Source organism: Aeromonas sp. FDAARGOS 1406 (assembly GCF_019048565.1).
Taxonomy (GTDB): Bacteria; Pseudomonadota; Gammaproteobacteria; order Enterobacterales; family Aeromonadaceae; genus Aeromonas; species Aeromonas caviae.
The window spans coordinates 2,682,406-2,706,615 of record NZ_CP077378.1 but is presented as its reverse complement, the minus strand read 5'-3'; the positions used below and the strand labels follow the sequence as shown (position 1 = coordinate 2,706,615).

Below are 24,210 nucleotides of genomic sequence, written 5' to 3'. Positions count from 1 at the left end.
TGAATGCGGCGGCCCTATTCGGGCTGGATGGCTTTAAACTCCAGCAGATGGCGTTCGCCTTCCAGTTCCGGCACCACCAGCTTGTGGGTGGCAACCAGGCGAATGCTGGCAGGCAACTGTGCCAGTTCCTGCTCGGGGTATTGTCCCTTGAGCGCCAAGAAGCTGCCCTCGGGTGACGGCAGATGATGACACCAGCTCAGCATGTCCTCCAGGGAGGCGAAAGCCCGGCTCAGTACACCATCAAATCCGGTCTCGGGTTGATACTCCTCCACCCGGGATTTGACGGGGGTCACATTGGTCAACCCCAGCTCCAGGATCACCTGGCGGATGAAGTTGATCCGCTTGCCCAGGCTGTCGAGCAGCACGAACTGTTTGTCCGGATTGATGATGGCCAGCGGCAGTCCGGGCAGACCCGGACCCGTTCCCACATCGATGAAGCGTTCACCGTGCAGGTGAGGACTCACCACCAGGCTGTCGAGGATATGCTTGACCAGCATGGCGTCCGGATCTCGCACCGAGGTGAGATTGTAAGCCTTGTTCCACTTGTGCAGCAACTCGACCAACTGCACCAACTGGGTCTTCTGGGTTTCGGTGATAACAATTCCGGCCTGCATGAGCAGGCCGTTCAATCTTTGCAGCATGTTGTCCAACGGGGAATTCCTCAGGCGGTTTTACGCAGCAGGCCGTGTTTCTTCAAGTGCACCAGCAAGATGGAGATGGCGGCAGGGGTGATGCCGGAGATGCGGGACGCCTGACCAATGGTCTCTGGCTTGGCATCGTTGAGCTTGGCGATCACCTCGTTGGAGAGACCGTTCACGTCGCGGTAGTTCATATCCAACGGCAGCAGGGTGTTTTCGTTGCGCAGCTGTTTCTCCACCTCGTCGTGCTGACGCTCGATATAACCGGCGTACTTGATCTGGATCTCCACCTGATCCGCGGCAGCCGCATCGGTCAATGCAGGCCCCACACCCTCGATGGCCATCAGGGCATCGTAGGTCACCTCGGGGCGACGCAACAGCTCTTCCAGGCTCTGCTCCCGGGTCAGGGGAGTGTTGACCAGGGCGTTGACGGCCTCCAGAGACGGATGCTGTGGATGGATCCAGGTCGAGCGCATGCGCTGACGTTCCTGCTCCACCTGTTCCACCTTGGCATTGAACAGGCTCCAGCGATGATCGTCCACCAGACCCAGCTCGCGGCCGATGGCGGTCAGGCGCAGATCCGCGTTGTCTTCCCGCAGCAGCAGGCGATATTCGGCACGGCTGGTGAACATGCGATAGGGTTCGCGGGTCCCCAGTGTGGAGAGATCGTCCATCATCACGCCCATGTAGGCTTGATCCCGGCGTGGGTGCCAGGCTTCCTTGCCCTGGGCGCGCAAGCCCGCGTTCAGACCGGCCATCAGACCCTGGGCAGCGGCCTCTTCATAGCCGGTGGTGCCGTTGATCTGGCCGGCGAAGAAGAGGTTCTCGATGCACTTGCTCTCCATGTTGGCCTTGAGATCCCGCGGATCGAAGAAATCGTACTCGATGGCGTAGCCAGGGCGAGTGATATGGGCATTCTCGAAGCCACGGATCGAGCGGACGATCTGCACCTGCACGTCGAACGGCAGGCTGGTGGAGATCCCGTTCGGGTAGAGCTCGTGGGTGGTCAGGCCTTCCGGTTCCACAAAGATCTGGTGCGCCGTCTTGTCGGCAAAGCGGGTGATCTTGTCCTCGATCGACGGACAGTAGCGCGGACCTATCCCCTCGATCACCCCGGCGTACATGGGGCTGCGATCCAGGTTGTTGCGGATCACCTCGTGGGTTTGCTCATTGGTATGGGTCACGTAGCAAGGCATCTGGCGCGGATGCTGGCTGGCGTTGCCAATGAAGGAGAAGACCGGGCGAGGATCGTCACCATGTTGCTGCTGCATCACAGAAAAATCGACGGTGCGTGCATCGATGCGTGGTGGCGTGCCCGTTTTGAGGCGATCGATGCGCAGCGGCATTTCACGCAGGCGCTGGGCGAGGGCAATTGAGGGAGGATCCCCGGCGCGGCCCCCTTTGTAGTTCTCCATGCCGATGTGGATCAGACCATTGAGGAAAGTGCCAACGGTCAGTACGACCGTCTTGCCGCTGATGCGGATCCCGCTCTGGGTAACGACCCCGGCGACGCGATCCCCGTCCATGACCAGATCGTCACAGGCCTGCTGGAAGATCTTCAGGTTCGGGTAGTTCTCCAGGGTCTGACGCACCACAGCCTTGTACAGCAGGCGATCAGCCTGGGCACGAGTAGCCCGCACCGCAGGGCCCTTGGAAGAGTTGAGCGTGCGGAACTGGATCCCGCCGAGATCGATGGCCTGCGCCATGATCCCGCCAAGGGCGTCGACTTCCTTGACCAGGTGTCCCTTGCCGATCCCGCCGATCGCCGGATTGCAGGACATATGCCCCAGCGTATCTATGTTGTGGGTGAGCAACAGGGTATTGAGACCCATTCGGGCTGCCGCTGTTGCTGCTTCGGTTCCTGCATGACCGCCACCGACGACGATCACATCAAATTGTTCATGGTATTGCATTGGGGATCACCTTGATCTGCACGCCTGAAGATCTTTGTTTGCCTGGTCTGAAGGGCGGATCATTCTATCTGTTTAGCATCCGGAGGGGAACGTCTACTTCAGGATCAGTATGGATCAGGGATCGGTTAAATAGATCTTAAGGATCTTTAGATCGATCTTTTATTGGATCTTTTATTAGGATCCGAGACTTCTGTTGATAAGGCATTTTTGATCATAAAGATCATTCGGTTAAGGTCGATCGCTGCTTGTGGAAAAGCTTGGATCCAGAGGGGGCGAACGGGGGGATAACATGGGTTTTTATACACAGACACATGGTCGTCAAGATCTAATACATGAATAACTATAGGTTTTGCAGAGCTTAGCACCTAAGTTATACACAATTATCCGAGCTCATGTGGGGAGCTCTCGGGAAAAACTTATCCGGATCCCCCTGTTAATAACCTGGTGGATAGGGATCTGGGGATAACCAGGGAGATCGGGGGTCGTGACCGGATCTCCCTGTCCCTGATCAGCCGATCAAGGTCATCCAGTCGTGGATCCAGGTTTCTGCGGCATCTTCGGGGATCTCGTGCTGGGTCACGTCTATTTCCAGGAGATCCCCCAGTCGGCTGGCACCGCACCCGGCCAGCAGCCGATCCAGCGTCTTGCCGCCCTGGCAGAAGGTGTCATAACTGCGATCCCCCAGGGCGATCACTCCGTACTTGAAGGCGGCGAGATCCGGCTGCTGCTCGGCAAGATCCCGGGCAAAGGGCTGCAGATTGTCGGGTACATCCCCCGCACCATGGGTGGAAGTGACCACCAGCACGATGGCTTCTGGCTCGGTCAGGATCCTGGCCAGGCTGGCGGGGTTGTGGATCTCCGCCTGGTGGCCCGCCTGTTCAAGCAGGCCGACCACATGATCTGCGACATATTCGGAGGCCCCCAGCATGGAGCCGACGACGAGGTTGAGTTTGGCCATGGAATGGATCCTGATGTCATCGAAAAAGTGAAGAGGGGGGATCTTACCGCCAAAGCATGTGGATAAATATGGATAAAGCTTGGGGATAAGGATCCTGTCCACTTTTTTGCAGCCAAAACCGGTCTCGTGGCCGTCGTGGCGCCTTCTTTCCGCCTGTTGCGACCTCATCGCACCTTTCGTTGTCAAACGACACTTCAAAACATCAATTAACAATGCAGATGCAAATGATTAGCAATTATTGAATCGATTCGATCACAGCACCTGTAGTAGCATGGCGCTGCTTTATTCGCCTGAGGCGCCGGGCTGACCGGTCCAATTGGGCACCCATAATAAGAAATCAAACATAACTTATTGATATTTGAGACACTTATATGATTGCGCAAAAAAATACCCCGAATGCCGTGATGCGAAAGAGAGGCGCACAGCTGCTGCCGCTCTCCTGTCTGCTGGCGTCCCTGCCCGTGTTGGCGGCGGAACAGGCGGATAAAGAGTTGCCCAAGGCGGGCGAAACCATGGTCGTGACCGGGACCGCCATGAAGGTCGAGGTCCCCATGGCAGAGACCCCCCGTGCCGTTTCCGTGGTCAATCGCGAAGAGCTGGACCAGCACGCCGTACTCAAGCTAGACGAGTCCCTGCGCTATCGCTCCGGCGTCCTGTCCCAGTCCTATGGTTCGGACACGGATGCTGACTGGTTCAAGGTGCGCGGCTTCGATGCGGCTTCTTACCTGGATGGCAACCGCCTGTTCAGCACCGGTTACTATGTCTGGACCCCGGAGCCCTTCGGCCTTGAGAGCGTGGAAGTGCTCAAAGGCCCGGCCTCCATTCTGTATGGCGAAGCCCCTCCCGGAGGCGTCATCAACGCCATCAGCAAGCGTCCGACCGCGACCCCGCAGGGACTGGTGAACCTGCAACTGGGCAACCGGGATCTGCGCCAGGTCGGGGTGGATGTCTCCGACACCCTTACCGACAACAGCCGGTATCGTCTGGTGGCCCTCTACAACGAGCGGGACGGCGTGCTGGACGGCACCTACAACGAGCGCGCCTATCTGGCGCCGAGCGTGACCCTGGATATTTCGGATCGCACCACGCTGACGCTGCTCTCCAGCTTCAAGCACGATGAAGGGGTGCCGACCAACGGCTTCTTCCCGGTCTATGGCACCCTGAATACCTCCGGCGGCCAGATCGATCCCTCCACCAACCTGAGCCAGCCGGATTACGATCGCAATCGCAATACCCAGATCTCCGCCGGGTACGAGCTGGCCCACCAGCTCAACCAGACCTGGGAGTTCAAGCAGAACGTTCGCTTCAATTACAACGATCTGCTGCTGCGCCAGACCTATATCTTTCCGACCTATGAAGGCACCACCGCCTACCGCGGCCTGGTCTACCGGGATGGGGATACCAAGAGCGCCACCATGGACAACCAGATGGTGGGTTACTGGAACACCGACAGCACGGAGCAGACCCTGCTGCTGGGGGTGGATCTGCAGCGCCATGTAAATGAAGGTCAGGAAGCCGACAACTATGGCATGGGCGCCATCAACACCATGAACCCGGATTACAGCGGTTTCCCCGGTTTTGATGAATCCACCGCGACCCACCAGAAGAGCACCAAGGGTCAGAGCGGCCTCTATGCCCAGCACCAGATCCGCTGGGATGATCGCTGGCTGCTGACCGCGGGCGGTCGTTTCGATTACGTGGAAACCCACAACATCAGCGAAGCCAAGAGCAAGAACGAGAAACAGTACGACGACAACCTCTCTCTCTCCGGCAGCCTGATGTACCTGGCCGACAACGGTCTCTCCCCTTACTTCGCCTATGCGGAATCCTTCGAAGTGCTGCCGGGGATAGACCCCAACACCGGCAACTCCTACAAGCCGCTGGAAGGCAAGCTCTACGAGACCGGGGTCAAGTACGCACCCAGCTTCCTCGATGGCTACATCAACCTGGCGCTGTTCGATCTGGAGCAGACCAACTCCCTGGTCTCTACCGGCTCCGGCCAGCAGACCCAGGCCGGTGAAGTGACCTCTCAGGGGGTCGAGCTGGAAGGGAGCGTGCAGGCCACCGAGGCGTTGCGCCTGACCGCTGCATATACCTATACCGATGCCAAGACCAACGACACCGGCAACGGCGATCGTCGTGCGAGCCTGATCCCGCGCCACCAGGCCTCCTTCTGGGGCAACTACAAGGTGCAGCAGGGCCCGGTATCCGGTCTTGAGCTGGGTTCCGGCGTGCGCTATGTGGGTTCCAGCGTCGGCATCGGCGCGGTGAATGCGGACTACACCCCCATCTATGGTTCCGCCCAGGTACCGGCACACACCGTATGGGATGCGATGATCGGGTATGACTTTGCCAAGAACTGGCGTGCCCAGATCAACGTCAACAACCTGCTGAACGACACCTATGTGGCGAGCTGCGACTACTACTGCTACTACGGCGAGCCGCGCAGCATAGTCGGCACCGTCAACTACCGCTGGTAAGCGACAGGCCGGGCGGGGGCGAAGGCTCCCGCCCTCCTTCCATTCATCTACAGGCCTGTCATGGAACTCTTGTCACTGGTTTATCGCCAATACCGTTGGCCCTTCATCGCCATTACCCTGCTCAGCCTGCTGAGTGCTGTCAGCGGGATAGGCGTCATTGCCTTCATCAATCAATCACTTATCGAATCAGTCGGGGATCCGCTGCCGATCCTGGGTCAGCTTGTCGGCCTGGTCTTGCTGCTGCTGGTGATCACGCTCGGATCCCAACTGGCCCTGACCACCCTGGGTCACCATTTCGTCTACCGGTTGCGTGGCCGCCTGCTCAAGCAACTGCTGGATACCGACGTCGCCCGTCTGCGTCAAATAGGGCAGGGGCCGCTCCTGGCCTCCCTTTCCAGCGACATCGGTCAGATCACCATCGCCTTCGTGCGCCTGCCGGAACTGGTACAGGGTCTGGTGCTCACCCTGGGCTCCATCATCTACCTTGGCCTGCTCTCTCCCGCCTTGCTCGGTGTTACCGCCCTCTGGGTCACCGTGACCATGGTGGTGGGCTGGCTGCTGGTGAACCGGGTCTATCGCCACCTGGCGCACATGCGCCAGGCCGAAGACAGGCTCTACCAGAACTACCAGTCCATCATCGCCGGGTGCAAGGAGCTGGCGCTCAACCGCGAGCGTGCCCACTTCGTCTACCACCAGCTCTATGAGCAGAATGCCCGGGACTACCGGGAGCAGATCATCCGCGCCGATACCTACCACCTGAGCGCGGTGAACTGGTCGAACATCATGATGCTGGGTGCCATCGGCCTGGTCTTCTTCCTGGCCAACGGGTTGGGCTGGGCCAACACCAATGTGGCCGCCACCTTCGCCCTGACCCTGTTGTTCCTGCGCACTCCCTTGCTGCAAGGCATCGGAGCCCTGCCGACCCTGATCGCCGCCCAGGTGGCGTTCGACAAGATAGCTGCCCTCAATCTGGCAGAGCCGGACGAGGCGTTCCCGTTGCCGCCTGCGCCTCGCCCCTGGCAGCGCATCGAGCTGGATCAGGTGAGCTTTCACTACCAGGGGGAGGGCGGTTTCTCCGTGGGCCCCATCAATCTGGTGATCGAGCGGGGGGAGCAGATATTCCTCATCGGTGGCAATGGCTCCGGCAAGTCGACCGTGGCCATGCTGCTGACCGGGCTCTATCAACCGGTCTCTGGCCGGATCCTGCTGGATGGGGAGCCGGTCACCGATCGCAACGGCTATCTGGGGCTCTTCTCCGCCATCTTCACCGACTACCACCTGTTCCAGCATTTGCTGGGGCCCGAGCCGAAAGAGGCGCTGGTCGCCGAGTGGCTTGAGCGGTTGCAGATGGGCAGCAAGCTTGCCATCGAGGATGGCTTCATCGCCGATATCGACCTCTCCCAGGGCCAGCGCAAGCGGGTCGCCCTGCTGCTGGCCCTGGCAGAGCAGCGCGAGATCATGCTGTTCGACGAGTGGGCCGCGGATCAGGATCCCCAGTTCCGCCGCATCTTCTATCAGGTGCTGTTGCCGCGTCTCAAGGAGATGGGCAAGACGGTGATCGCCATCAGCCACGACGATCACTACTTCTCTCTGGCCGATCGCCTGCTGGAGATGCGCCAGGGCCGCCTCACCGAACTGACCGGCGAGCAGCGCGAGCAGGTGAGCCGGGATGCGGTCGCCCATCTGGATGGCAAGGTGCCGACCTGATGCTGGCACCGATGAGACTGGCAGCAAGCCAGCACAGGAATTGCTTATGTTCGAGATGAAATCCGCCAGCTTCGCGGTCAATGACCGCACGCTGCTGCACCCCACCAGCCTTCGCTTCGAGCAAGGTCGGGTCTATGGCCTCATCGGCCACAACGGGTCGGGAAAATCGACCCTGATCAAGCTGCTGGCGCGCCAGCAACCCCACAGCGGCGGGGAGATCCTGTTCGATGACCAGCCGTTGTCTGCCTGGGGCAACCGGGAGTTTGCCCGTCAGGTGGCCTATCTGCCCCAGCACCTGCCGAGTGCCGAAAACCTGCTCGGCCGCGAGCTGGTGGAGATGGGGCGCTACCCCTGGCGCGGACTGCTGGGCCGGATGGGAGCGGAAGATCACCGTCAGGTGGAGCGTGCCATCGCCCTGACCCACACCGAACGCTTTGCCGATCGGCTGGTGGATACCCTCTCCGGCGGTGAGCGGGGGCGAGTCTGGCTCGCCATGCTGCTGGCTCAGGAGAGCCGTTTCATCCTGCTGGACGAGCCGCTGGCCGCCCTGGACGTGGCCCATCAGGTGGAGGTGCTCACGCTCGTCAAGCAGCTCAGCCGCCAGCTCAACCTCGGGGTCATCATCGTCATTCACGACATCAACATGGCCTCCCGTTTCTGCGATCGGCTGGTGGCGCTGCACTCCGGCCGTCTGCTGACCCACGGCGAGCCCGAACAGATCATGACAGGGGAGACCCTGAACGCCATCTATGGCATCCCCATGGAGGTCATTCGCCATCCGGCCCATGACCACGCCATCGCCATCGTCTGACCGGGGGCCGCTCTTGAACCGTTTATTGAAGATGGCGCCCTGTTTGCTCAGTCTGCTGCTGCCCCTGGCAGGGGAGGCCGGGCAGCTTGTCACCGTCACCAGCGCCACGCCCCGCATCGCCACCGTGGACTGGACCATAGCCGAAACCCTGCTGGCGCTCGGAGTGACACCGATGGCGGTGGGGGATGTGGCCCCCTATCGCGCCTGGGTCGGTGAACCCCAGCTTCCTGCCGGGGTGATCGATATCGGGCTGCGTGCCCAACCCAACCGGGAACTGCTGGCGGAGCTCAAACCGGATCTTATTCTCATCTCGCCGCTGGCGGCCCCCCTGGCGCCGACCCTCTCCCGCATCGCGCCGGTGCACTCCATCGCTCTGTATGAACCGGGCACCGATCTGTGGCAGCGACTGCGGGAAGCGACCCTGACCATCGCCGCCCTGGTGGGCAAGACCGCGGAGGCCGAACGCCAGCTCGCCGCGCTGGAGCAGGATCTGGCACAGATGCAGGCGGCGCAGCCCGCCGATATGCCCCCCTTGCTGGTGGTGCAATTCATCGATGAGCGCCATGTGCGGGTGTTTGGCCATGGCAGCCTGTTCGAGGCTGTGATGCAGCGCCTCGGTCTTCGCAACGCCTGGCAGGGAGAGACCAATGCATGGGGATTCTCGGTCGCGAGCCTGGAGCAGTTTCTCGGGATGCCGGATGCCAGGCTGGTGGTGGTGGACCCCGTGCCCGTAGGAGTTGGTGAAAAACTTCAGGAGCCTGGATTGTGGCAGCATCTCCCGCTGGTACAGAACAATCCAGTGATCCATCTGCCTGCGACATGGAGTTTTGGTGGCATATTGGCGGCCCGCCGCTTCGCCACCCTGCTGGACGGTGCCTTGCGGGAGCAGGCTGTCCACAGAGCAACCGGGGGATCAAATCAATGAGCTCTTCTCTTTCTTCGCCCCTGCTGCGCCCGGGTCTCTGCCTGTTGGTGCTGACACTGGGGCTGGCTTGCGCCGAGCTGTCGCGTCAACTGCCGGGGGCGCTCTGGTGGCAGGCCCTGTTCTCCCCCGAGCTGGACGATGCCCGCCAGGCGGTAGTCCATTTCAGCTGGCTGCCGCGCCTTGCCATCTGCCTGCTGGCCGGTGCCGCCCTCGGGCTCACCGGTACCCTGATGCAGCAGGTGCTGCGCAATCCCCTGGCCTCGCCCACCACCCTGGGGGTGGCCTCTGGCGCCCAGCTGGCGCTGATGATGGTGACCCTGCTCGCCCCCTCCTGGCTGCTGATCGGGCGGGAGTGGATCGCCATGGCCGGGGGAAGCCTGGCCATGGGGCTGGTCTTCGCCCTGGCTTGGCGCCGTCAGCTCAATCCCGTGGTCATCGTTTTTGCAGGGCTGGTGATAAACCTCTATCTGGCCGCCATCAGCATGGGATTGCTGCTGTTCTTCCAGGAGGAGCTCAAAGGGTTGCTGGTGTGGGGGAGCGGATCTCTGGCCCAGAACAGCTGGAGCGGCGTCGGCTATCTGCTGCCACGGTTGCTGTTGGCCGCGATGCTGGCGGCGGTGCTGGTGCGCCCGCTGGCAGTGCTGGAGCTGGACGATGCCAGCGCTCGCAGCCTGGGGGTCTCTCTCAAGCACCTGAGATTCGCCGGCCTCGGCCTCGCGGTCTTCATCACCGCCTGCGTGGTGAGCGTGGTGGGGCTGATCGGTTTTATCGGGCTGGCGGCGCCCGCCATGGTGCGGCTGCTGGGGGTCAGAAAACTGGCCCAGCGGCTGCTGTGGGCGCCCATCCTCGGCGCCCTGTTGCTGGCGGCCACCGATCTGCTGCTGCAGACCCTGAGCCGGTTCTGGCCTGTGCTGATCCCGACCGGCGCCATGACGGCCCTGTTGGGGGCGCCGCTGCTGCTCTGGCTGATCCCGCGTCTTGGTATCAAGCAGAGTGCGCCTAAGGCGAACTCCTCCCTGCAGTTGGCCCGCCATCCGGCGCCAACTCGCCTTGTCGGCCTGATGGTGTTGGGGCTGGCTGCGGCGGTGATCGCCTCCCTGTTGTTTGGGCAGGGAATGGGCGGCTGGGGCTGGCCGAGCTGGCTGCGGTGGCAGGTCCAGCTGGAGTGGCGCTTGCCGCGCACGCTGGCAGCGGGTGCCGCAGGCGTGTTGCTGGCGCTGGCAGGCACCCTGTTGCAGCGAGTCAGCAACAACCCTATGGCGAGCCCCGAACTGCTGGGGGTGAGCGGTGGCACCTTCATGGGGGTGATTGCGGCGGCCCTGTTGCTGCCCGCCTTGCCGCTGCCCATGATGCTGCTGGGGGGGCTGGTGGGCGCCTTCGCCTGCCTGTTGCTGCTGGTGCTTATCAACCGGCGCAACGGCTTCCAGCCGGAGCGGATACTGCTGTCTGGCATCGCCATCACGGCGCTGTTCGAGCCGTTGCAGGCCATCGCCCTGGCCAACGGCGACCTGTGGGTGCAGCAACTGCTCTCCTGGATGTCCGGCTCCACCTATTACGTCACCCAGCCGGTGGCCCTTGCCCTGGTGGTACTGGCGCTGCTGATGCTGGCAGCCTGCCTGCTGGTGAGCCGCTGGCTCGATCTCATGCCCATGGGGCCGGCGGTAGCGACGGCTCTGGGGATCCATCTCGGCCGTGCCCAGCTCACCATCCTGCTGCTGGTGGCCGTGCTCACCGCCAGTGCCACCATGGTGATAGGCCCGCTCTCCTTTGCCGGTCTGCTGGCGCCGCACCTGGCCAGATTGATGGGGCTGGTGAGGGCGCGCTGGCACCTGCTCGGCGCCGCAGGCTGTGGCGCTTTGCTGATGGTGTCGGCGGACTGGATCGGCCAGCAGATCCTCTTTCCCCAGGAGGTGCCCGTCGGTCTGGTCTCCACCCTGTTAGGGGGTGCTTACTTCATGTGGTGCCTGCGCCGCCTCTAGGTCGGTGGATGAAAAGCGCACAAAAAAGCCCGGGATGAACCCGGGCTTTTCATTGCCTGCTCTGCGGACTTACTTGCCGATGCAGAAGCTGGAGAAGATGCGGCCCAGCAGATCGTCGGAGCTGAACTCGCCCGTGATCTCGGACAGGGACTCCTGGGCCAGGCGCAGCTCCTCGGCTACCAGTTCGCCAGCCACATAGACCTCAAGCTGCTCCCTGGCTACCAGCAGCCGTTCGGCGGCGCGCTCCAGTGCGTCCAGGTGGCGGCGGCGGGCCATGAAGCCCCCCTCGGTATTGCCCTGGAAGCCCATGCAGGCCTTGAGGTGCTCGCGCAGGGCGGGCAGCCCCAGCTCGGTCTTGGCGGAGATGCGATAGACGGCGTGGCCCTGCTCCTGGCTCGGTGCCAGATCCTCGCCGGTCAGGTCCGCCTTGTTGCGCACCACGGTGAGGCCGATGTTTTTTGGCAACCGATCAACGAATTCCGGCCAGATATCGTGGGGATCGACGGCATCCGTGGTGGTGCCGTCCACCATGAACAGCACCCGGTCGGCCTGTTCGATCTCGGCCCAGGCACGCTCGATGCCGATCTGTTCCACCTTGTCCTGGGTATCGCGCAGGCCCGCGGTGTCGATGATGTGCAGCGGCATGCCATCCAGATGGATGTGCTCGCGCAGCACGTCGCGGGTGGTACCGGCGATCTCGGTGACGATGGCGGACTCGCGGCCTGCGAGGGCGTTGAGCAGGCTCGATTTGCCAGCGTTGGGGCGACCGGCGATCACCACCTTCATCCCCTCTCGCAGCAGGGCACCCTGCTTGGCCTCGCCGCGCACGTCGTCCAGCTCGGACATGATGGCGTAGAGGTCACCCGCCACCTTGCCGTCGGAGAGAAAGTCGATCTCTTCATCCGGGAAGTCGATGGCCGCTTCCACATAGATGCGCAGCCGGGTGAGGCTCTCCACCAGCTGTTGCACCTTGCCGGAGAACTGCCCCTGGAGGGAGTGCATGGCGCTGCGGGCGGCCTGCTCGCTGGAGGCTTCGATGAGATCGGCGATGGCCTCGGCCTGGGCCAGATCCAGCTTGTCGTTGAGGAAGGCGCGCTCGCTGAACTCGCCCGGGCGGGCGGGGCGGATGCCGTCGATCTGCAGGATGCGGCGGATCAGCATGTCGAGAATGACGGGGCCGCCATGGCCCTGCAGCTCCAGCACGTCTTCGCCGGTGAAGCTGTTGGGGGCCTTGAACAGCAGGGCGATGCCCTGATCCAGCGCCTGGCCCTGCTCGTCCCTGAACGGCAGATATTCGGCATAACGCACCCTGGGGAGCTTGCCGAGCACTATCTCGGCGACCCGCTCGGCGGCAGGGCCGGAGACGCGGACTATGCCGACGCCGCCACGGCCGGGGGCGGTGGCCTGGGCCACGATGGTATCTGTTGTCATCTTGCTTGACTCGCTGGTTGGCTGAATGAGTAAGAGGGTGGGGGACATTGTAATAAAAAAGGCGGCCCGAAGGCCGCCTCTTTTGTCATCAGGAAAGATGGGCTGCGCATCAGTTGCGTGAGTGCAGGCCTTTCTTCTCCAGCTGACGATAGATGATGGTCTGCTGGATGATGGAGATGACGTTGCTCACCAGCCAGTACAGAGTCAGACCTGCCGGGAACCAGAGGAACATGAAGGTGAAGATGATCGGCATGAACTGCATCACCTTCTGCTGCATCGGGTCCGTGATGGTGGTCGGGCTCATCTTCTGCAGATACCACATGGAGGCACCCATGAGGATTGGCAGCACGAAGAAGGGGTCCTTCACCGACAGGTCGGTGATCCACAGGGCAAACGGCGCGTGGCGCAGCTCGACAGACTCCATCAGTGCCCAGTAGAGGGCGATGAAGATGGGCATCTGTACCAGGATGGGCAGGCAGCCGCCCAGCGGGTTGACCTTCTCCTTCTTGTACAGCTCCATCATGCCCTGGGACATCTTCTGGCGATCGTCACCGAAGCGTTCCTTGAGCGCAGCCAGCTTGGGCTGGAGCATGCGCATCTTGGCCATGGAGGTGTACTGGGCCTTGGTCAGCGGGAACATGATGCCGCGCACCAGCAGGGTCAGCATGATGATGGCCAGACCCCAGTTCTGGACGAAACCGTGGAACACGGTCAGCAGCCAGTGCAGCGGTTGGGCGATGAACCAGAGCCAGCCGTAGTCGACGGTCAGATCCAGGTGGTTTGCCACCTTGGCCATCTGATCCTGCAGCTTGGGACCGATCCACAGCTTGCCGCTCACTTCGGCCTGCTGGCCGGCAGCGACGTCAACCAGCGGCGCCTTGTAGCCGATGATGGCCTGGTCCTTGTCCGGGATCACGCGGCTGTAGAAGCTGTTGGTGTCGTTGGCATTCGGGGCCCAGGCAGAGACGAAGTAGTGCTGCAGCATGGCGACCCAACCACCCTGGGTGGTCTTGTTCAGGTCGGCATCCTTCATCTCGTCGAAGGTGTACTTCTTGTAGCGGGAGTCTTCGCTGGAGAAGGCACCACCACGGTAGGCACTGGCCACCATGGCATGACCTTCCTGATCCTTCGGCGTGGTCATGGTCTGCTTCAGCTGACCGTAGAACTGTACCTGGACCGGCTCGGCAGACTTGTTGTCGATCTTGTAGTCGACGCCCACGGCGTAATCACCGCGCTTGAGCACGAACTCCTTGGTGAAGACCACACCCTTGCTGTCGGTCCAGGTCATCGGAACGACGACTTGATCCTGACCATCGGCCAGCTGATAGCTGGTCTGGGCGGCTTCATAGGTGGGACGACCCTGGGCCTGGCTGTCCGGACCATTGCGACCGACCAGACCGCTCTGGGCCACATAGAGGTGGGCAGGCTGGCTGGTCAGCAGGGTGAACGGCTGTTCCTTGCCTTCTTCCAGCTTGTGGGCCAGCAGCTCGGCAGAGACGATGTCACCGCCCTGGGTGTCCAAGGTCAATTTGAGCACGTCGGAGGAGACGGTGATCAGCTTGCGCGCGGCGTTACCATTTGCTTGCTCGGAAACCTGAGGAATATCACCGGTCTGACCGGCTTCAGGTACGAAATGTTCGGTTTGGGCCACGGTAGTCGGGGCCGGCTTCGGAGCCTTGTCGGACTCCCACTGTTGCCAGAGCAAGAAGCTCACGAACAGCAAACCGATCAGGAGTAAATTGCGTTGTGATTCCATAGTCTTCAGTTTCTTCGCTTTGGTTGCGGAACCGGGTCATAACCACCCTCGGATAAGGGATGGCATTTTAATAGACGTTTGCTGGCTAACCAAACGCCTTTTATGAAACCGTGAAGTCGGATTGCTTCTATCGCAAATTGGGAACAAGTCGGGGTGAAACGGCAGCGCGGCCCGAGCAGGGGACTAATGATTAGCTGATACAGGCGTATCAGTTTGATTGCTACCCATTGCAACGGCGTGACAGAGTGCGCCATAGCTTTTCCAGTAACTTGAACAGCGCTTCGTTGTCCATCTCCTTCACGCCACCCTTGGCGATCACGACGATGTCGATAGCGGGCAGATTGGCTTGATTGAGGCGAAAACTTTCCCGAACCACTCGTTTTACACGGTTGCGCCAGACGGCACGCTTGAGCGCCTTTTTGGGCACGGCGAGGCCAAGACGGGGGTGTTCGAGGGAGTTGGGGCAAGCAAGAAGCGTAATTTGCGGAGAAGCGGCCCGGACAGGCTCGGCGAAAACGCGTTTGAAGTGTTCGGGAGTTAACAGACGTAACTCCCGAGAGAAGGTGTGCTGGGTAGGCATTAGACTACCAGGCGGGCACGACCCTTGGCACGACGAGCGGCCAGAACTTTGCGGCCGTTGGCAGTAGCCATGCGAGCGCGGAAACCGTGAGAGCGCTTGCGCTTCAGGTTGGACGGTTGAAAAGTACGTTTCATGATTCGATTCCGTATTTCTGTACAGTTTTGATTGTCACACTTAGCCGACGCGCCAGCTATAGCGTGTGACGACTAGCAAAAGAGGCCGAATTCTAAACAGAGTTCAGCTTCTCGTCAATCCGCCGTTCCTTTCCATCTCGCCCCGTTCGTCGACCGAGCGGGGTAATCTGGCAGGATCCGGAGGATCAAGGGCCCCGAATTATACTGGCAACCCGGGGTTAAACAAGGATCCCTCAAGAAAAAAGGCGGCCAGGCCGCCAAAGAGAGAGCTATTTAAGTACTTTGCGCAGGAACTCCCGGGTACGGGGATCCTGCGGATCGACCAATATCTGATCCGGCGGGCCCTGCTCCACGATCCGGCCTCCTTCCATGAAGATCACCCGATCGGCGACATCACGGGCAAACTCGATCTCGTGGGTCACCACCACCATGGTCTGGTGCTGGCGGGCGAGCTGCTTCATCAGGCCCAGTACCTCGTCGACCCACTCGGGATCGAGGGCGGAGGTGGGCTCGTCAAACAGGATCACCTTGGAGTGAGCCGCCATGGCCCGGCCGATGCCGACGCGCTGTTGCTGGCCGCCGGAGAGGGAGGCCGGGTAGGCATCCTGTTTCTCGGCGAGGCCGATGTCCTTGAGGATGCCCAGGGCAGTGGCACGAGCCTCCGCCTTCGGCTGTTTCCAGACGGTGATCAGCCCCTCGGCAATGTTGTCCAGCGCCGTCTTGTTGGCGAACAGGGCGTAGTTCTGGAACACGAAAGAGGCGCGTTTGCGCAGTTCGATGGCCTGCTGGTCGCTGGCCTTGGCCAGATCCACGGCGAGGTCATCGATGACGAGCCGCCCTGCATCCGGGGTTTCCAGCAGGTTGAGGCAGCGCAGCAGAGTCGACTTGCCGGTACCGGAGGGGCCGATGATGACGACAATCTCCCCCTTCTTTACCTCAAGATCGATGCCGTTGAGCACCTGATTTCCGTCATAGGCCTTGGAGAGACCCGTTAGGTTGATCATGACAGGCCTCCTTTAATAAGCACGGTTCAGCCGCACTTCCAGCAGATGCTGCAAGCGGGTGAAGAAGATGACCACCACCCAGTAGATCAGCGCCACCGCCATGAAGCTCTCGAAGAACTTGAAGGAGGAGGCCGCTTCCATCTGGGCCTTGCCCATGATCTCCGCCACACCCAGGGTAAACGCCAGGGAAGTGCTCTTGATCATGTCGATGAAGTAGTTCATCAGCGATGGTGTCGCGATGCGGGCCGCCTGGGGCAGGATGATCCGCTGCATCGCCTGCAGCCGGCTCATGCCGATGCTGAGGGCGGCTTCCATCTGGCTCTTGTGGATGCCGAGAATGGCTGCCCGGATCGACTCGGCCATGTAGGCGGCGAAGTGCAGGGTCAGGCCGATGATGGCGGCGGTAAAGGCATCCATCCCCACGAAGATGGGGAAGAGCTGCGGCAGCCCGTAATAGAGCAGGAACAGCTGGACGAGCAGCGGTGTACCCCGGAAGAACGAGATATATAGCATCGCCAGCCAGTGAAGTGCGGGAACGCGAAACACCCGTACTATCGCCAGGATCAGCGACAGTACGAGTGCCAATACGAATCCCCACAGGGCCATTTCCATCGTGGTGCCCAGGTATTTGAGCAGGATGGGAAACAGCCCTAGCGTGTACTCGAGGTCAAATTCCATCATTTATTTGCTGGTGATGTCCGCTGCGAACCATTTTTCGGAGATTTTGGTCAGGGTGCCGTCTTTGCGCATGGCGGTGAGGGCATCGTCAACCTTCTTCAGCACGGCCTGCTTTTCCGGGGTCTTCAGGAAGGGCAGGGCGTTCTCGATGGTTTCGAACGGTGCACCGGCCTGTTGCAGCGGCAGCTTGGATTCCTTGATCAGCTGGGCGGTGGAGACGCGGTCCATCACGAAGGCGTCGATGCGGCCCAGGGCGACATCCTGCTCGAAGGCGGAGTCATAGGTGCGGATGTCGATCTTCTTGTTGGGGTCGTTCTTGCGCAGCAGCTCTTCGAAGTTGGAGCCCAGGTTGACGGCGACTTTCTTGCCTTCCAGATCCTTGATGCCCTGGATGGTGTTGTTGCCCTTGCGGACCACGATCTGGGCACCGTCATAGACATAGGGCTGGGAGAAGGCGTACTTGGCCTTGCGCTCGTCGGTGATGGTGATCTGGTTGGAGATGGTGTCGACGCGGCCGGTTTCCAGCATGCCGAACAGGCCGGAGAAGCTGGCGGTCACGAACTCGACCTTGTAGCCGGTGCGCTCACCGATCTGGTTCCACATGTCCACTTCGAAGCCCTGCAGCTTGTCCTGCTTGACGAAGGTGAACGGGAAATATTTGCCGGACATGCCGACCTTGATGGTTTCCTGGGCGATGGCCTGGCCGGACAGGCTGGCCAGCAGAATGGCGGCGCCGGAAATCAGCTTGATGGTGGTTTTCATGGGGATTCCTCTCTCTGTAGTGCTGTATTTTTAGTTGTAATCACGGGTTGGCGCTGATGTTATTGGAATAAAATATAAAAAATAAATGATATTTGGTTATATAAAATAACTATGGTCGCAGCGCGCCATTCTGTCCACATTGCCTATATCCGGCTGTGGGTAACTTTGGGGATGAAATGGGATCCTGGGGCGTTGGATCCTTGAAAGTCAAGGATCTTATTTGCTGGATCCGTGCGGCAGCAACTGGAGATCCGGCCACTAAAAACGTAGAATAGCCGGTCTTTACTTAATCAATTGACGGGAGTCTAGAGTGACTGCTTCGCTATGGCAGCAGTGCCTTAACCGGCTGCAAGATGAGTTGCCCTCGGCAGAATTCAGCATGTGGATCCGGCCGCTTCAAGCGGAGTTGAGTGACAATACTCTGACCCTGTATGCACCGAACCGCTTTGTTCTGGACTGGGTACGCGACAAGTACCTGCTCCGGGTCAACGGCATCATCAACGAGCTGTGCGGAGCCGACGCTCCCACCCTGCGTTTTGATATCGGCAATCGCCCTCATCCCGTCGCGGTCGCCAGGGCGCCGGCCCGTGGTGTCGATCCTGTGAATAACTCTCCCAAGAGCTGGGAAAACAAGGCTGAAAACAAGCCCGAGCCAAACCACAAGAGCAACACCAACGTGAACTATACCTTCGAGAATTTCGTCGAGGGTAAGTCCAACCAGCTGGCCCGTGCGGCCGCCCGTCAGGTGGCCGACAATCCGGGTGGTGCCTACAACCCGCTGTTCCTCTATGGCGGCACTGGCCTTGGCAAGACCCACCTGCTGCACGCCGTTGGCAATGCCATCAAGGATCGCAAGAAAGACGCCAAAGTCATCTACATGCACTCCGAACGGTTCGTGCAGGACATGGTGAAGGCGCTGCAGAATAACGCCATTGAAGAGTTCAAGCGTTATTACCGTAGCGTCGATGCCCTGCTCATCGATGACATCCAGTTTTTCGCCAACAAGGAGCGCTCCCAGGAGGAGTTCTTCCACACCTTCAATGCCCTGCTTGAAGGCAACCAACAGATCATTCTGACCTCGGACCGCTATCCGAAAGAGATCAACGGGGTGGAAGATCGTCTCAAGTCCCGCTTCGGCTGGGGACTCACGGTGGCGATCGAACCGCCGGAGCTAGAAACCCGGGTGGCGATCCTGATGCGCAAGGCGGACGAGAACCAGATCCACCTGCCGGACGAAGTGGCCTTCTTCATCGCCAAGCGGCTTCGCTCCAACGTCCGTGAACTGGAAGGCGCCCTCAACCGGGTGATCGCCAACGCCAACTTCACCGGCCGCGCCATCAACATCGACTTCGTGCGCGAGGCGCTGCGCGATCTGCTGGCGTTGCAGGAGAAGCTGGTCACCATCGACAACATCCAGAAGACGGTGGCGGAGTACTACAAGATCAAGCTGGCTGATCTGCTCTCCAAGCGCCGCTCCCGTTCCGTTGCCCGCCCGCGCCAGCTGGCGATGGCGCTGGCCAAGGAGCTGACGAACCACAGTCTGCCGGAGATCGGGGATGCCTTTGGTGGCCGTGACCACACCACGGTTCTTCATGCCTGCCGCAAGATCGAGCAGCTGAAGGAAGAGAGTCACGACATCAAGGAAGACTATTCCAACCTGATCCGTACCCTTTCTTCCTGATAACGGAACGGAGTGCACAGATGCAGATTGCATGTTCCAGCCTGATCCGAACCCTTTCCTCCCAATAACAACGGAGAGCACAGATGCAGCTCGAAATTAGCCGTGAGGCCCTGTTACGTCCCCTGCAACTGGTGTCCGGTGCCCTGGGTGGCCGGCCGACCCTGCCCATCCTCGGCAACGTCCTGCTCGATGTCAGCAATGGCCTGCTGTCGCTGACCGGGACCGATCTCGAGGTGGAGATGATCGGACAGGTCTATCTCAACAGCGACAGCCAGGATGGCCGCACCACGGTGCCGGCGCGCAAGCTGCTGGACATCTGTCGCGGTCTGCCGGAAGGGGCGGAGATCCGCCTCAGTACCGAGGGAGAGCGCCTCATCATCCGTTCCGGCCGCTCCCGCTTCAACCTGTCGACCCTGCCGGCGACCGAATACCCGAACATCGAGGATTGGGAATCCGTGCTCGAGTTCGACATCAGCCAGCTGGAGCTGAAAAAACTCATCGACGCGACCCAGTTCTCCATGGCGAGCCAGGATGTGCGTTACTACCTGAACGGCATGCTGTTCGAGAGCGAAGGTCACGGCCTGCGTACCGTGGCGACGGACGGTCACCGGCTGGCCACCTGCCGCCGCGAAGTGGTGCAGGAATCGCTACCCGATCATCAGGTCATCCTGCCCCGCAAGGGGGTGCTGGAGCTGGTGCGCCTGCTGGAAGCGGAAGACAAGCCGGTACGGCTGCAAGTGGGCCGCAGCAACCTGCGCGCCGCCCTGGATGGCTTCATCTTCACCTCCAAGCTGGTGGATGGCCGTTTCCCGGACTGGCGCCGCGTCATCCCGAGAGGGAGCGACAAGGCCCTGATCGCCGGTCGCGAGGATCTGCGCCAGGCCTTTGCCCGTGCCGCCATCCTCTCCAACGAGAAATTCCGTGGGGTGCGTCTCAATCTGCAGGAAAACCTGCTGCGCATCACCGCCAACAACCCGGAACAGGAAGAAGCCGAAGAGCTGCTTGACGTACAATACGCCGCTGGCGAGATGGAGATCGGCTTCAACGTCTCCTATGTGCTGGACGTGTTGAATACGTTAAAATGTGACCAAATCCGGATCAGCCTGAGCGATTCCATCAGCAGCGCCATTATTGAGGATTTTGAGAACCAAGATGCCCAGTACGTGGTGATGCCGATGCGGATCTAGTCGTGTCCCTGGTCAAACTCCAGCTCAGCGACTTTCGCAACATCCAGCACGCCAGTCTCGCGCTGTCTCCCGGCCTCAATATCCTGGTCGGGAGCAACGGCAGCGGCAAGACCAGCGTGCTGGAAGCCATTCATTATCTTGGTCTCGGCCGCTCGTTTCGTACCCATTTGACCGGGCGGGTCATCCGCCAGGGCGAGCGGGCCTTTACCCTGTTTGCCCAGTGCGAGCTGGAGGGGCGTCAGGTGCCCATCGGGCTTGCCAAGGACAAGGGGGGCGAAACCCAGCTCAAGATCGCCGGTGCCCAGGCCCAGCGCCTGGCCGATCTGGCGGAGCTGTTGCCGGTACAGTTGATCCACCCCGATGGTTTCAGCTTGCTGACCGGTGGGCCCCAGGCTCGCCGGGCCTGGCTCGACTGGGGTGTTTTCCATCAGGAGCCGACCTTCTTCTCCCTCTGGGGGCGGGTGCGTCGGCTGTTGAAGCAGCGCAATGCCTTGCTGCGCCAGAGCACCCAGTATCGTCAACTGGCGTTCTGGGATCAGGAACTGGTGCGACTGGGTGGCGAGCTGGCGGGGTTTCGCGCCAGCTATTGTCAGGCCATTACGCCCCTGATCAAGGAGATGACGGCGGATTTTCTGCCGGAGTTCGACATCAGTCTTGGATTCTATCGAGGCTGGGAAAAAGACACTCCCCTCGATGCATTGCTGGAGGCGGGGTTCGAACGGGATCGTTCGCTGGGGTACACTGGGGTCGGTCCGCAGAAGGCGGACGTGCGGCTCAAGGCGAACGGCGTGCCCGCGCAGGATATTTTGTCCAGGGGTCAGCTGAAGTTGCTGGTCTGTGCCATGCGGCTGGCCCAAGGGCTCTATTTGAATCAACATAGCAGCCGCGGCTGTATTTTTTTAATTGATGATTTTGCCTCTGAACTGGATGTCGACAAACGTCGTCTGCTGGCCGCAAGGCTGAAGCAGTGCGCGTCCCAGGTGTTCATCACCGCCATCGATACCGGTCAGCTCGCAGACATGATGGATGCGAGTGACTGCAAGCTGTTCCACGTGGAACAAGGCAAGATCTCCGAAACGTTAGAGAAGGCAGAGAGTAAGCTATGAGTGAAAATACTTACGACTCCTCGAATATCAAGGTGCTCAAGGGCCTGGATGCGGTCCGCAAGCGCCCGGGGATGTATATCGGCGATACGGACGATGGATCGGGCCTGCACCACATGGTGTTCGAGGTCGTCGACAACTCCATCGACGAGGCTCTGGCTGGCTACTGCTCCGATATCCAGGTCAAGATCCATTCCGACGGCTCCGTCTCCGTGCGCGACAACGGTCGCGGCATTCCGGTGGACATCCACCCGGAAGAGGGTCGCTCCGCCGCCGAAGTCATCATGACCGTGCTGCACGCCGGCGGCAAATTCGATGACAACTCCTACAAGGTGTCCGGCGGTCTGCACGGTGTGGGCGTCTCCGTGGTGAACGCGCTTTCCGACAAGCTGCTGCTGACCATTCGCCGCAACGGTCATGTCTACGAGCAGACCTATCACCTGGGCGAGCCGCAGGCACCCCTCAAGCAGATTGGTGACAGCACCGGCACCGGGACCGAAGTTCGCTTCTGGCCGAGCCCGACCATCTTCAGCGACACCCTGTTCCACTACGAGATCCTGGCCAAGCGTCTGCGCGAGCTCTCCTTCCTGAACTCCGGCGTCTCCATCCGTCTGATGGACGAGCGTGACGGCCGCGAGGCGCACTTCTGCTACGAAGGGGGCATCAAGGCCTTCGTCGAGTACCTGAACCAGAACAAGACCCCGATCCACCCCAAGGTGTTCCACTTCACCACAGAGCAGGACGGCATCGGTGTCGAAGTCGCCATGCAGTGGAACGACGCCTATCAGGAAGGGGTCTACTGCTTCACCAACAACATTCCGCAGCGGGATGGTGGTACCCACCTGGTGGGCTTCCGTACCGCGCTGACCCGGACGCTGAACAACTACATGGACAAAGAGGACTACAGCAAGAAGGCCAAGTCTGCCGCCAGCGGCGACGACGTCCGTGAAGGTCTGATAGCCGTCATCTCCGTCAAGGTGCCGGATCCCAAGTTCTCCTCCCAGACCAAGGACAAGCTGGTCTCGTCCGAGGTGAAGACCGCCGTGGAACAGGCGATGGGCGAGAAGCTGGCAGACTTCCTGCTGGAAAACCCGGGCGACGCCAAGATCGTGGTCAACAAGATCATCGATGCGGCCCGTGCCCGCGAGGCGGCCCGCAAGGCCCGCGAATTGACCCGCCGCAAGGGGGCGCTGGACATCGCCGGTCTGCCCGGCAAGCTGGCGGACTGCCAGGAGAAAGACCCGGCCCTCTCCGAACTCTACATAGTGGAAGGGGACTCTGCTGGCGGCTCCGCCAAGCAGGGTCGCAACCGGAAGAACCAGGCCATTCTGCCGCTCAAGGGCAAGATCCTGAACGTGGAGAAGGCCCGCTTCGACAAGATGATCTCTTCCCAGGAGGTGGGCACCCTGATCACCGCCCTGGGCTGCGGCATCGGTCGCGACGAGTACAACCCGGACAAGCTGCGCTATCACAACATCATCATCATGACGGATGCGGACGTCGATGGTGCGCACATCCGAACCCTGCTGCTGACCTTCTTCTATCGTCAGATGCCGGAAATCATCGAGCGTGGCTATGTCTTCATTGCCCAGCCGCCGCTCTACAAGGTGAAGAAGGGCAAGCAGGAGCAGTACCTGAAAGACGAAGACGCATTGTTGCAGTACCAGACCGCCATGGCGTTGGACGGTGCGACCCTGCACGTCAACGAGTCTGCCCCGGCCATCGGTGGCGAGGCGCTGGAGCGTCTGGTCAACCAGCACCGTGCCGTCTCTCACCTCATCACCCGCATGTCCCGCCGTGCGCCGGAAGCCGTGCTGACCCAGCTGATCTATCAGCCCGAGCTGAACGAAACCCTGCTGGCCAGCGAGAGCGAGCTGCAGGCCTGGTGCCAGAGCATGGAAGCCGTGCTCAACGAGAGCAACCACGGCATCCAGTACCAGATGCAGGTACGCCGCGACGAAGAGCGCAGCCTGTTCGTGCCGCACGCCGTGGTACGCCAGCACGGGGTCGACCGTGAATACCCGCTCAGCTACGACTTCCTGCAGTCCGCCGAGTACCGTCAGCTGGTCTCTCTGGGCAAGGAGATCGCCAACCTGATCGAGGAAGGCGGTTACATCAAGCGTGGCGAGAAGGTCAAACCGGTCGCGAACTTCGTGGAAGCGGTCGAGTGGCTGATGGGTGAAGGCAAGCGCGGCATCTACATCCAGCGCTATAAAGGGCTGGGGGAGATGAACCCGGAGCAGCTGTGGGAGACCACCATGGATCCGGAAGCTCGTCGCATGCTGCGCGTCACCATAGACGACGCGGTCGGCGCCGACCAGCTCTTCTCCACCCTGATGGGGGATGCCGTAGAGCCCCGTCGCGACTTTATCGAGACCAACGCCCTGCGGGTTGCCAACCTCGACGTCTGATCAGACGGTCCGACAACCATCAAAAGCCGCTCCTCGTGAGCGGCTTTTTGTTTTCTGGGGCAAGGAAGAGGG

At 60.9% G+C, this 24,210-nt stretch carries 20 protein-coding genes; 9 read left to right on the top strand and 11 right to left on the bottom strand.

The genetic code is table 11. The annotated features are described in order from the left end of the window. Positions 1–14: 14 nt before the first annotated feature. The 3 genes from rsmG to mioC all read right to left on the bottom strand — a co-directional run bounded on the left by rsmG (position 15) and on the right by mioC (position 3,509). A complete protein-coding gene (gene rsmG, locus I6L36_RS12695; protein ID WP_053288974.1) occupies positions 15–641 on the bottom strand; it encodes a 16S rRNA (guanine(527)-N(7))-methyltransferase RsmG in 627 nt (208 codons plus the stop codon). Between the two features lie 20 nt (positions 642–661). Next, positions 662–2,551, bottom strand: coding sequence for a tRNA uridine-5-carboxymethylaminomethyl(34) synthesis enzyme MnmG (mnmG, locus tag I6L36_RS12690; protein WP_010672271.1), 1,890 nt, complete (start codon positions 2,549–2,551; stop codon positions 662–664). A gap of 508 nt (positions 2,552–3,059) precedes the next feature. Continuing rightward, positions 3,060–3,509 carry an FMN-binding protein MioC gene (gene mioC / locus I6L36_RS12685; RefSeq protein ID WP_039040628.1) on the bottom strand — a complete coding sequence of 150 codons (450 nt, stop codon included), beginning with the start codon at positions 3,507–3,509 and terminating at the stop codon, positions 3,060–3,062. Between the two features lie 371 nt (positions 3,510–3,880). Here mioC and I6L36_RS12680 point away from each other — a divergent pair, with 371 nt between their 5' ends. From I6L36_RS12680 to fhuB, 5 genes are read left to right on the top strand one after another with little or no spacing between them, the layout of a single operon-like run. Then, a complete protein-coding gene (locus I6L36_RS12680) occupies positions 3,881–5,989 on the top strand; it encodes a TonB-dependent siderophore receptor (protein WP_029313364.1) in 2,109 nt (702 codons plus the stop codon). A 60-nt stretch (positions 5,990–6,049) separates the two neighbouring features. Then, positions 6,050–7,696: a multidrug ABC transporter permease/ATP-binding protein gene (locus I6L36_RS12675; protein WP_053288929.1), complete on the top strand. Its 1,647-nt coding sequence runs from the start codon at positions 6,050–6,052 to the stop codon at positions 7,694–7,696. Between the two features lie 46 nt (positions 7,697–7,742). Next, a complete protein-coding gene (locus tag I6L36_RS12670; protein WP_010672275.1) occupies positions 7,743–8,507 on the top strand; it encodes an ATP-binding cassette domain-containing protein in 765 nt (254 codons plus the stop codon). Positions 8,508–8,538: 31 nt separating this feature from the next. Continuing rightward, complete coding sequence (locus tag I6L36_RS12665; RefSeq protein ID WP_053288975.1) at positions 8,539–9,432, top strand: ABC transporter substrate-binding protein; 894 nt, start codon at positions 8,539–8,541, stop codon at positions 9,430–9,432. Then, positions 9,429–11,411 carry a Fe(3+)-hydroxamate ABC transporter permease FhuB gene (fhuB, locus tag I6L36_RS12660; protein ID WP_053288930.1) on the top strand — a complete coding sequence of 661 codons (1,983 nt, stop codon included), beginning with the start codon at positions 9,429–9,431 and terminating at the stop codon, positions 11,409–11,411. Before I6L36_RS12665 ends, fhuB begins: the two co-directional genes overlap by 4 nt. Before the next feature lie 69 nt (positions 11,412–11,480). On the opposite strand, the gene mnmE is transcribed toward fhuB, so the two are convergent. The 8 genes from mnmE to I6L36_RS12620 all read right to left on the bottom strand — a co-directional run bounded on the left by mnmE (position 11,481) and on the right by I6L36_RS12620 (position 17,756). Beyond that, a complete protein-coding gene (mnmE, locus tag I6L36_RS12655; RefSeq protein WP_010672278.1) occupies positions 11,481–12,842 on the bottom strand; it encodes a tRNA uridine-5-carboxymethylaminomethyl(34) synthesis GTPase MnmE in 1,362 nt (453 codons plus the stop codon). A gap of 109 nt (positions 12,843–12,951) precedes the next feature. Then, on the bottom strand, positions 12,952–14,598 hold the full coding sequence (yidC, locus tag I6L36_RS12650; protein ID WP_053288931.1) for a membrane protein insertase YidC: 1,647 nt from the start codon (positions 14,596–14,598) through the stop codon (positions 12,952–12,954). Between the two features lie 5 nt (positions 14,599–14,603). Beyond that, entirely contained in the window at positions 14,604–14,852 is a 249-nt protein-coding gene (gene yidD, locus I6L36_RS12645) for a membrane protein insertion efficiency factor YidD (RefSeq protein WP_010672280.1), read from the bottom strand. Further along, positions 14,819–15,178 carry a ribonuclease P protein component gene (gene rnpA, locus I6L36_RS12640; protein ID WP_010672281.1) on the bottom strand — a complete coding sequence of 120 codons (360 nt, stop codon included), beginning with the start codon at positions 15,176–15,178 and terminating at the stop codon, positions 14,819–14,821. Before rnpA ends, yidD begins: the two co-directional genes overlap by 34 nt. Next, positions 15,178–15,312, bottom strand: a complete 135-nt coding sequence (gene rpmH, locus I6L36_RS12635; protein WP_005307156.1) for a 50S ribosomal protein L34 — start codon at positions 15,310–15,312, stop codon at positions 15,178–15,180. Before rpmH ends, rnpA begins: the two co-directional genes overlap by 1 nt. Positions 15,313–15,581: 269 nt before the next feature. Continuing rightward, on the bottom strand, positions 15,582–16,316 hold the full coding sequence (locus I6L36_RS12630) for an amino acid ABC transporter ATP-binding protein (protein WP_010672282.1): 735 nt from the start codon (positions 16,314–16,316) through the stop codon (positions 15,582–15,584). A gap of 12 nt (positions 16,317–16,328) precedes the next feature. After that, positions 16,329–16,997: an amino acid ABC transporter permease gene (locus I6L36_RS12625; protein ID WP_010672283.1), complete on the bottom strand. Its 669-nt coding sequence runs from the start codon at positions 16,995–16,997 to the stop codon at positions 16,329–16,331. Beyond that, the gene (locus tag I6L36_RS12620; RefSeq protein WP_053288932.1) at positions 16,998–17,756 is read right to left on the bottom strand and encodes an amino acid ABC transporter substrate-binding protein; all 759 of its coding nucleotides are present in this window, start codon (positions 17,754–17,756) and stop codon (positions 16,998–17,000) included. Between the two features lie 310 nt (positions 17,757–18,066). Between I6L36_RS12620 and dnaA the strand changes: the two genes are divergently transcribed. From dnaA to gyrB, 4 genes are all read left to right on the top strand, one after another. Further along, complete coding sequence (dnaA, locus tag I6L36_RS12615) at positions 18,067–19,437, top strand: chromosomal replication initiator protein DnaA (RefSeq protein WP_039040645.1); 1,371 nt, start codon at positions 18,067–18,069, stop codon at positions 19,435–19,437. An 83-nt stretch (positions 19,438–19,520) separates the two neighbouring features. Beyond that, complete coding sequence (dnaN, locus tag I6L36_RS12610; RefSeq protein WP_053287949.1) at positions 19,521–20,624, top strand: DNA polymerase III subunit beta; 1,104 nt, start codon at positions 19,521–19,523, stop codon at positions 20,622–20,624. A gap of 2 nt (positions 20,625–20,626) precedes the next feature. Continuing rightward, entirely contained in the window at positions 20,627–21,730 is a 1,104-nt protein-coding gene (gene recF / locus I6L36_RS12605; protein WP_010672287.1) for a DNA replication/repair protein RecF, read from the top strand. Then, positions 21,727–24,138: a DNA topoisomerase (ATP-hydrolyzing) subunit B gene (gene gyrB / locus I6L36_RS12600; protein ID WP_053287950.1), complete on the top strand. Its 2,412-nt coding sequence runs from the start codon at positions 21,727–21,729 to the stop codon at positions 24,136–24,138. Before recF ends, gyrB begins: the two co-directional genes overlap by 4 nt. The last annotated feature ends 72 nt before the right edge of the window (positions 24,139–24,210 follow it).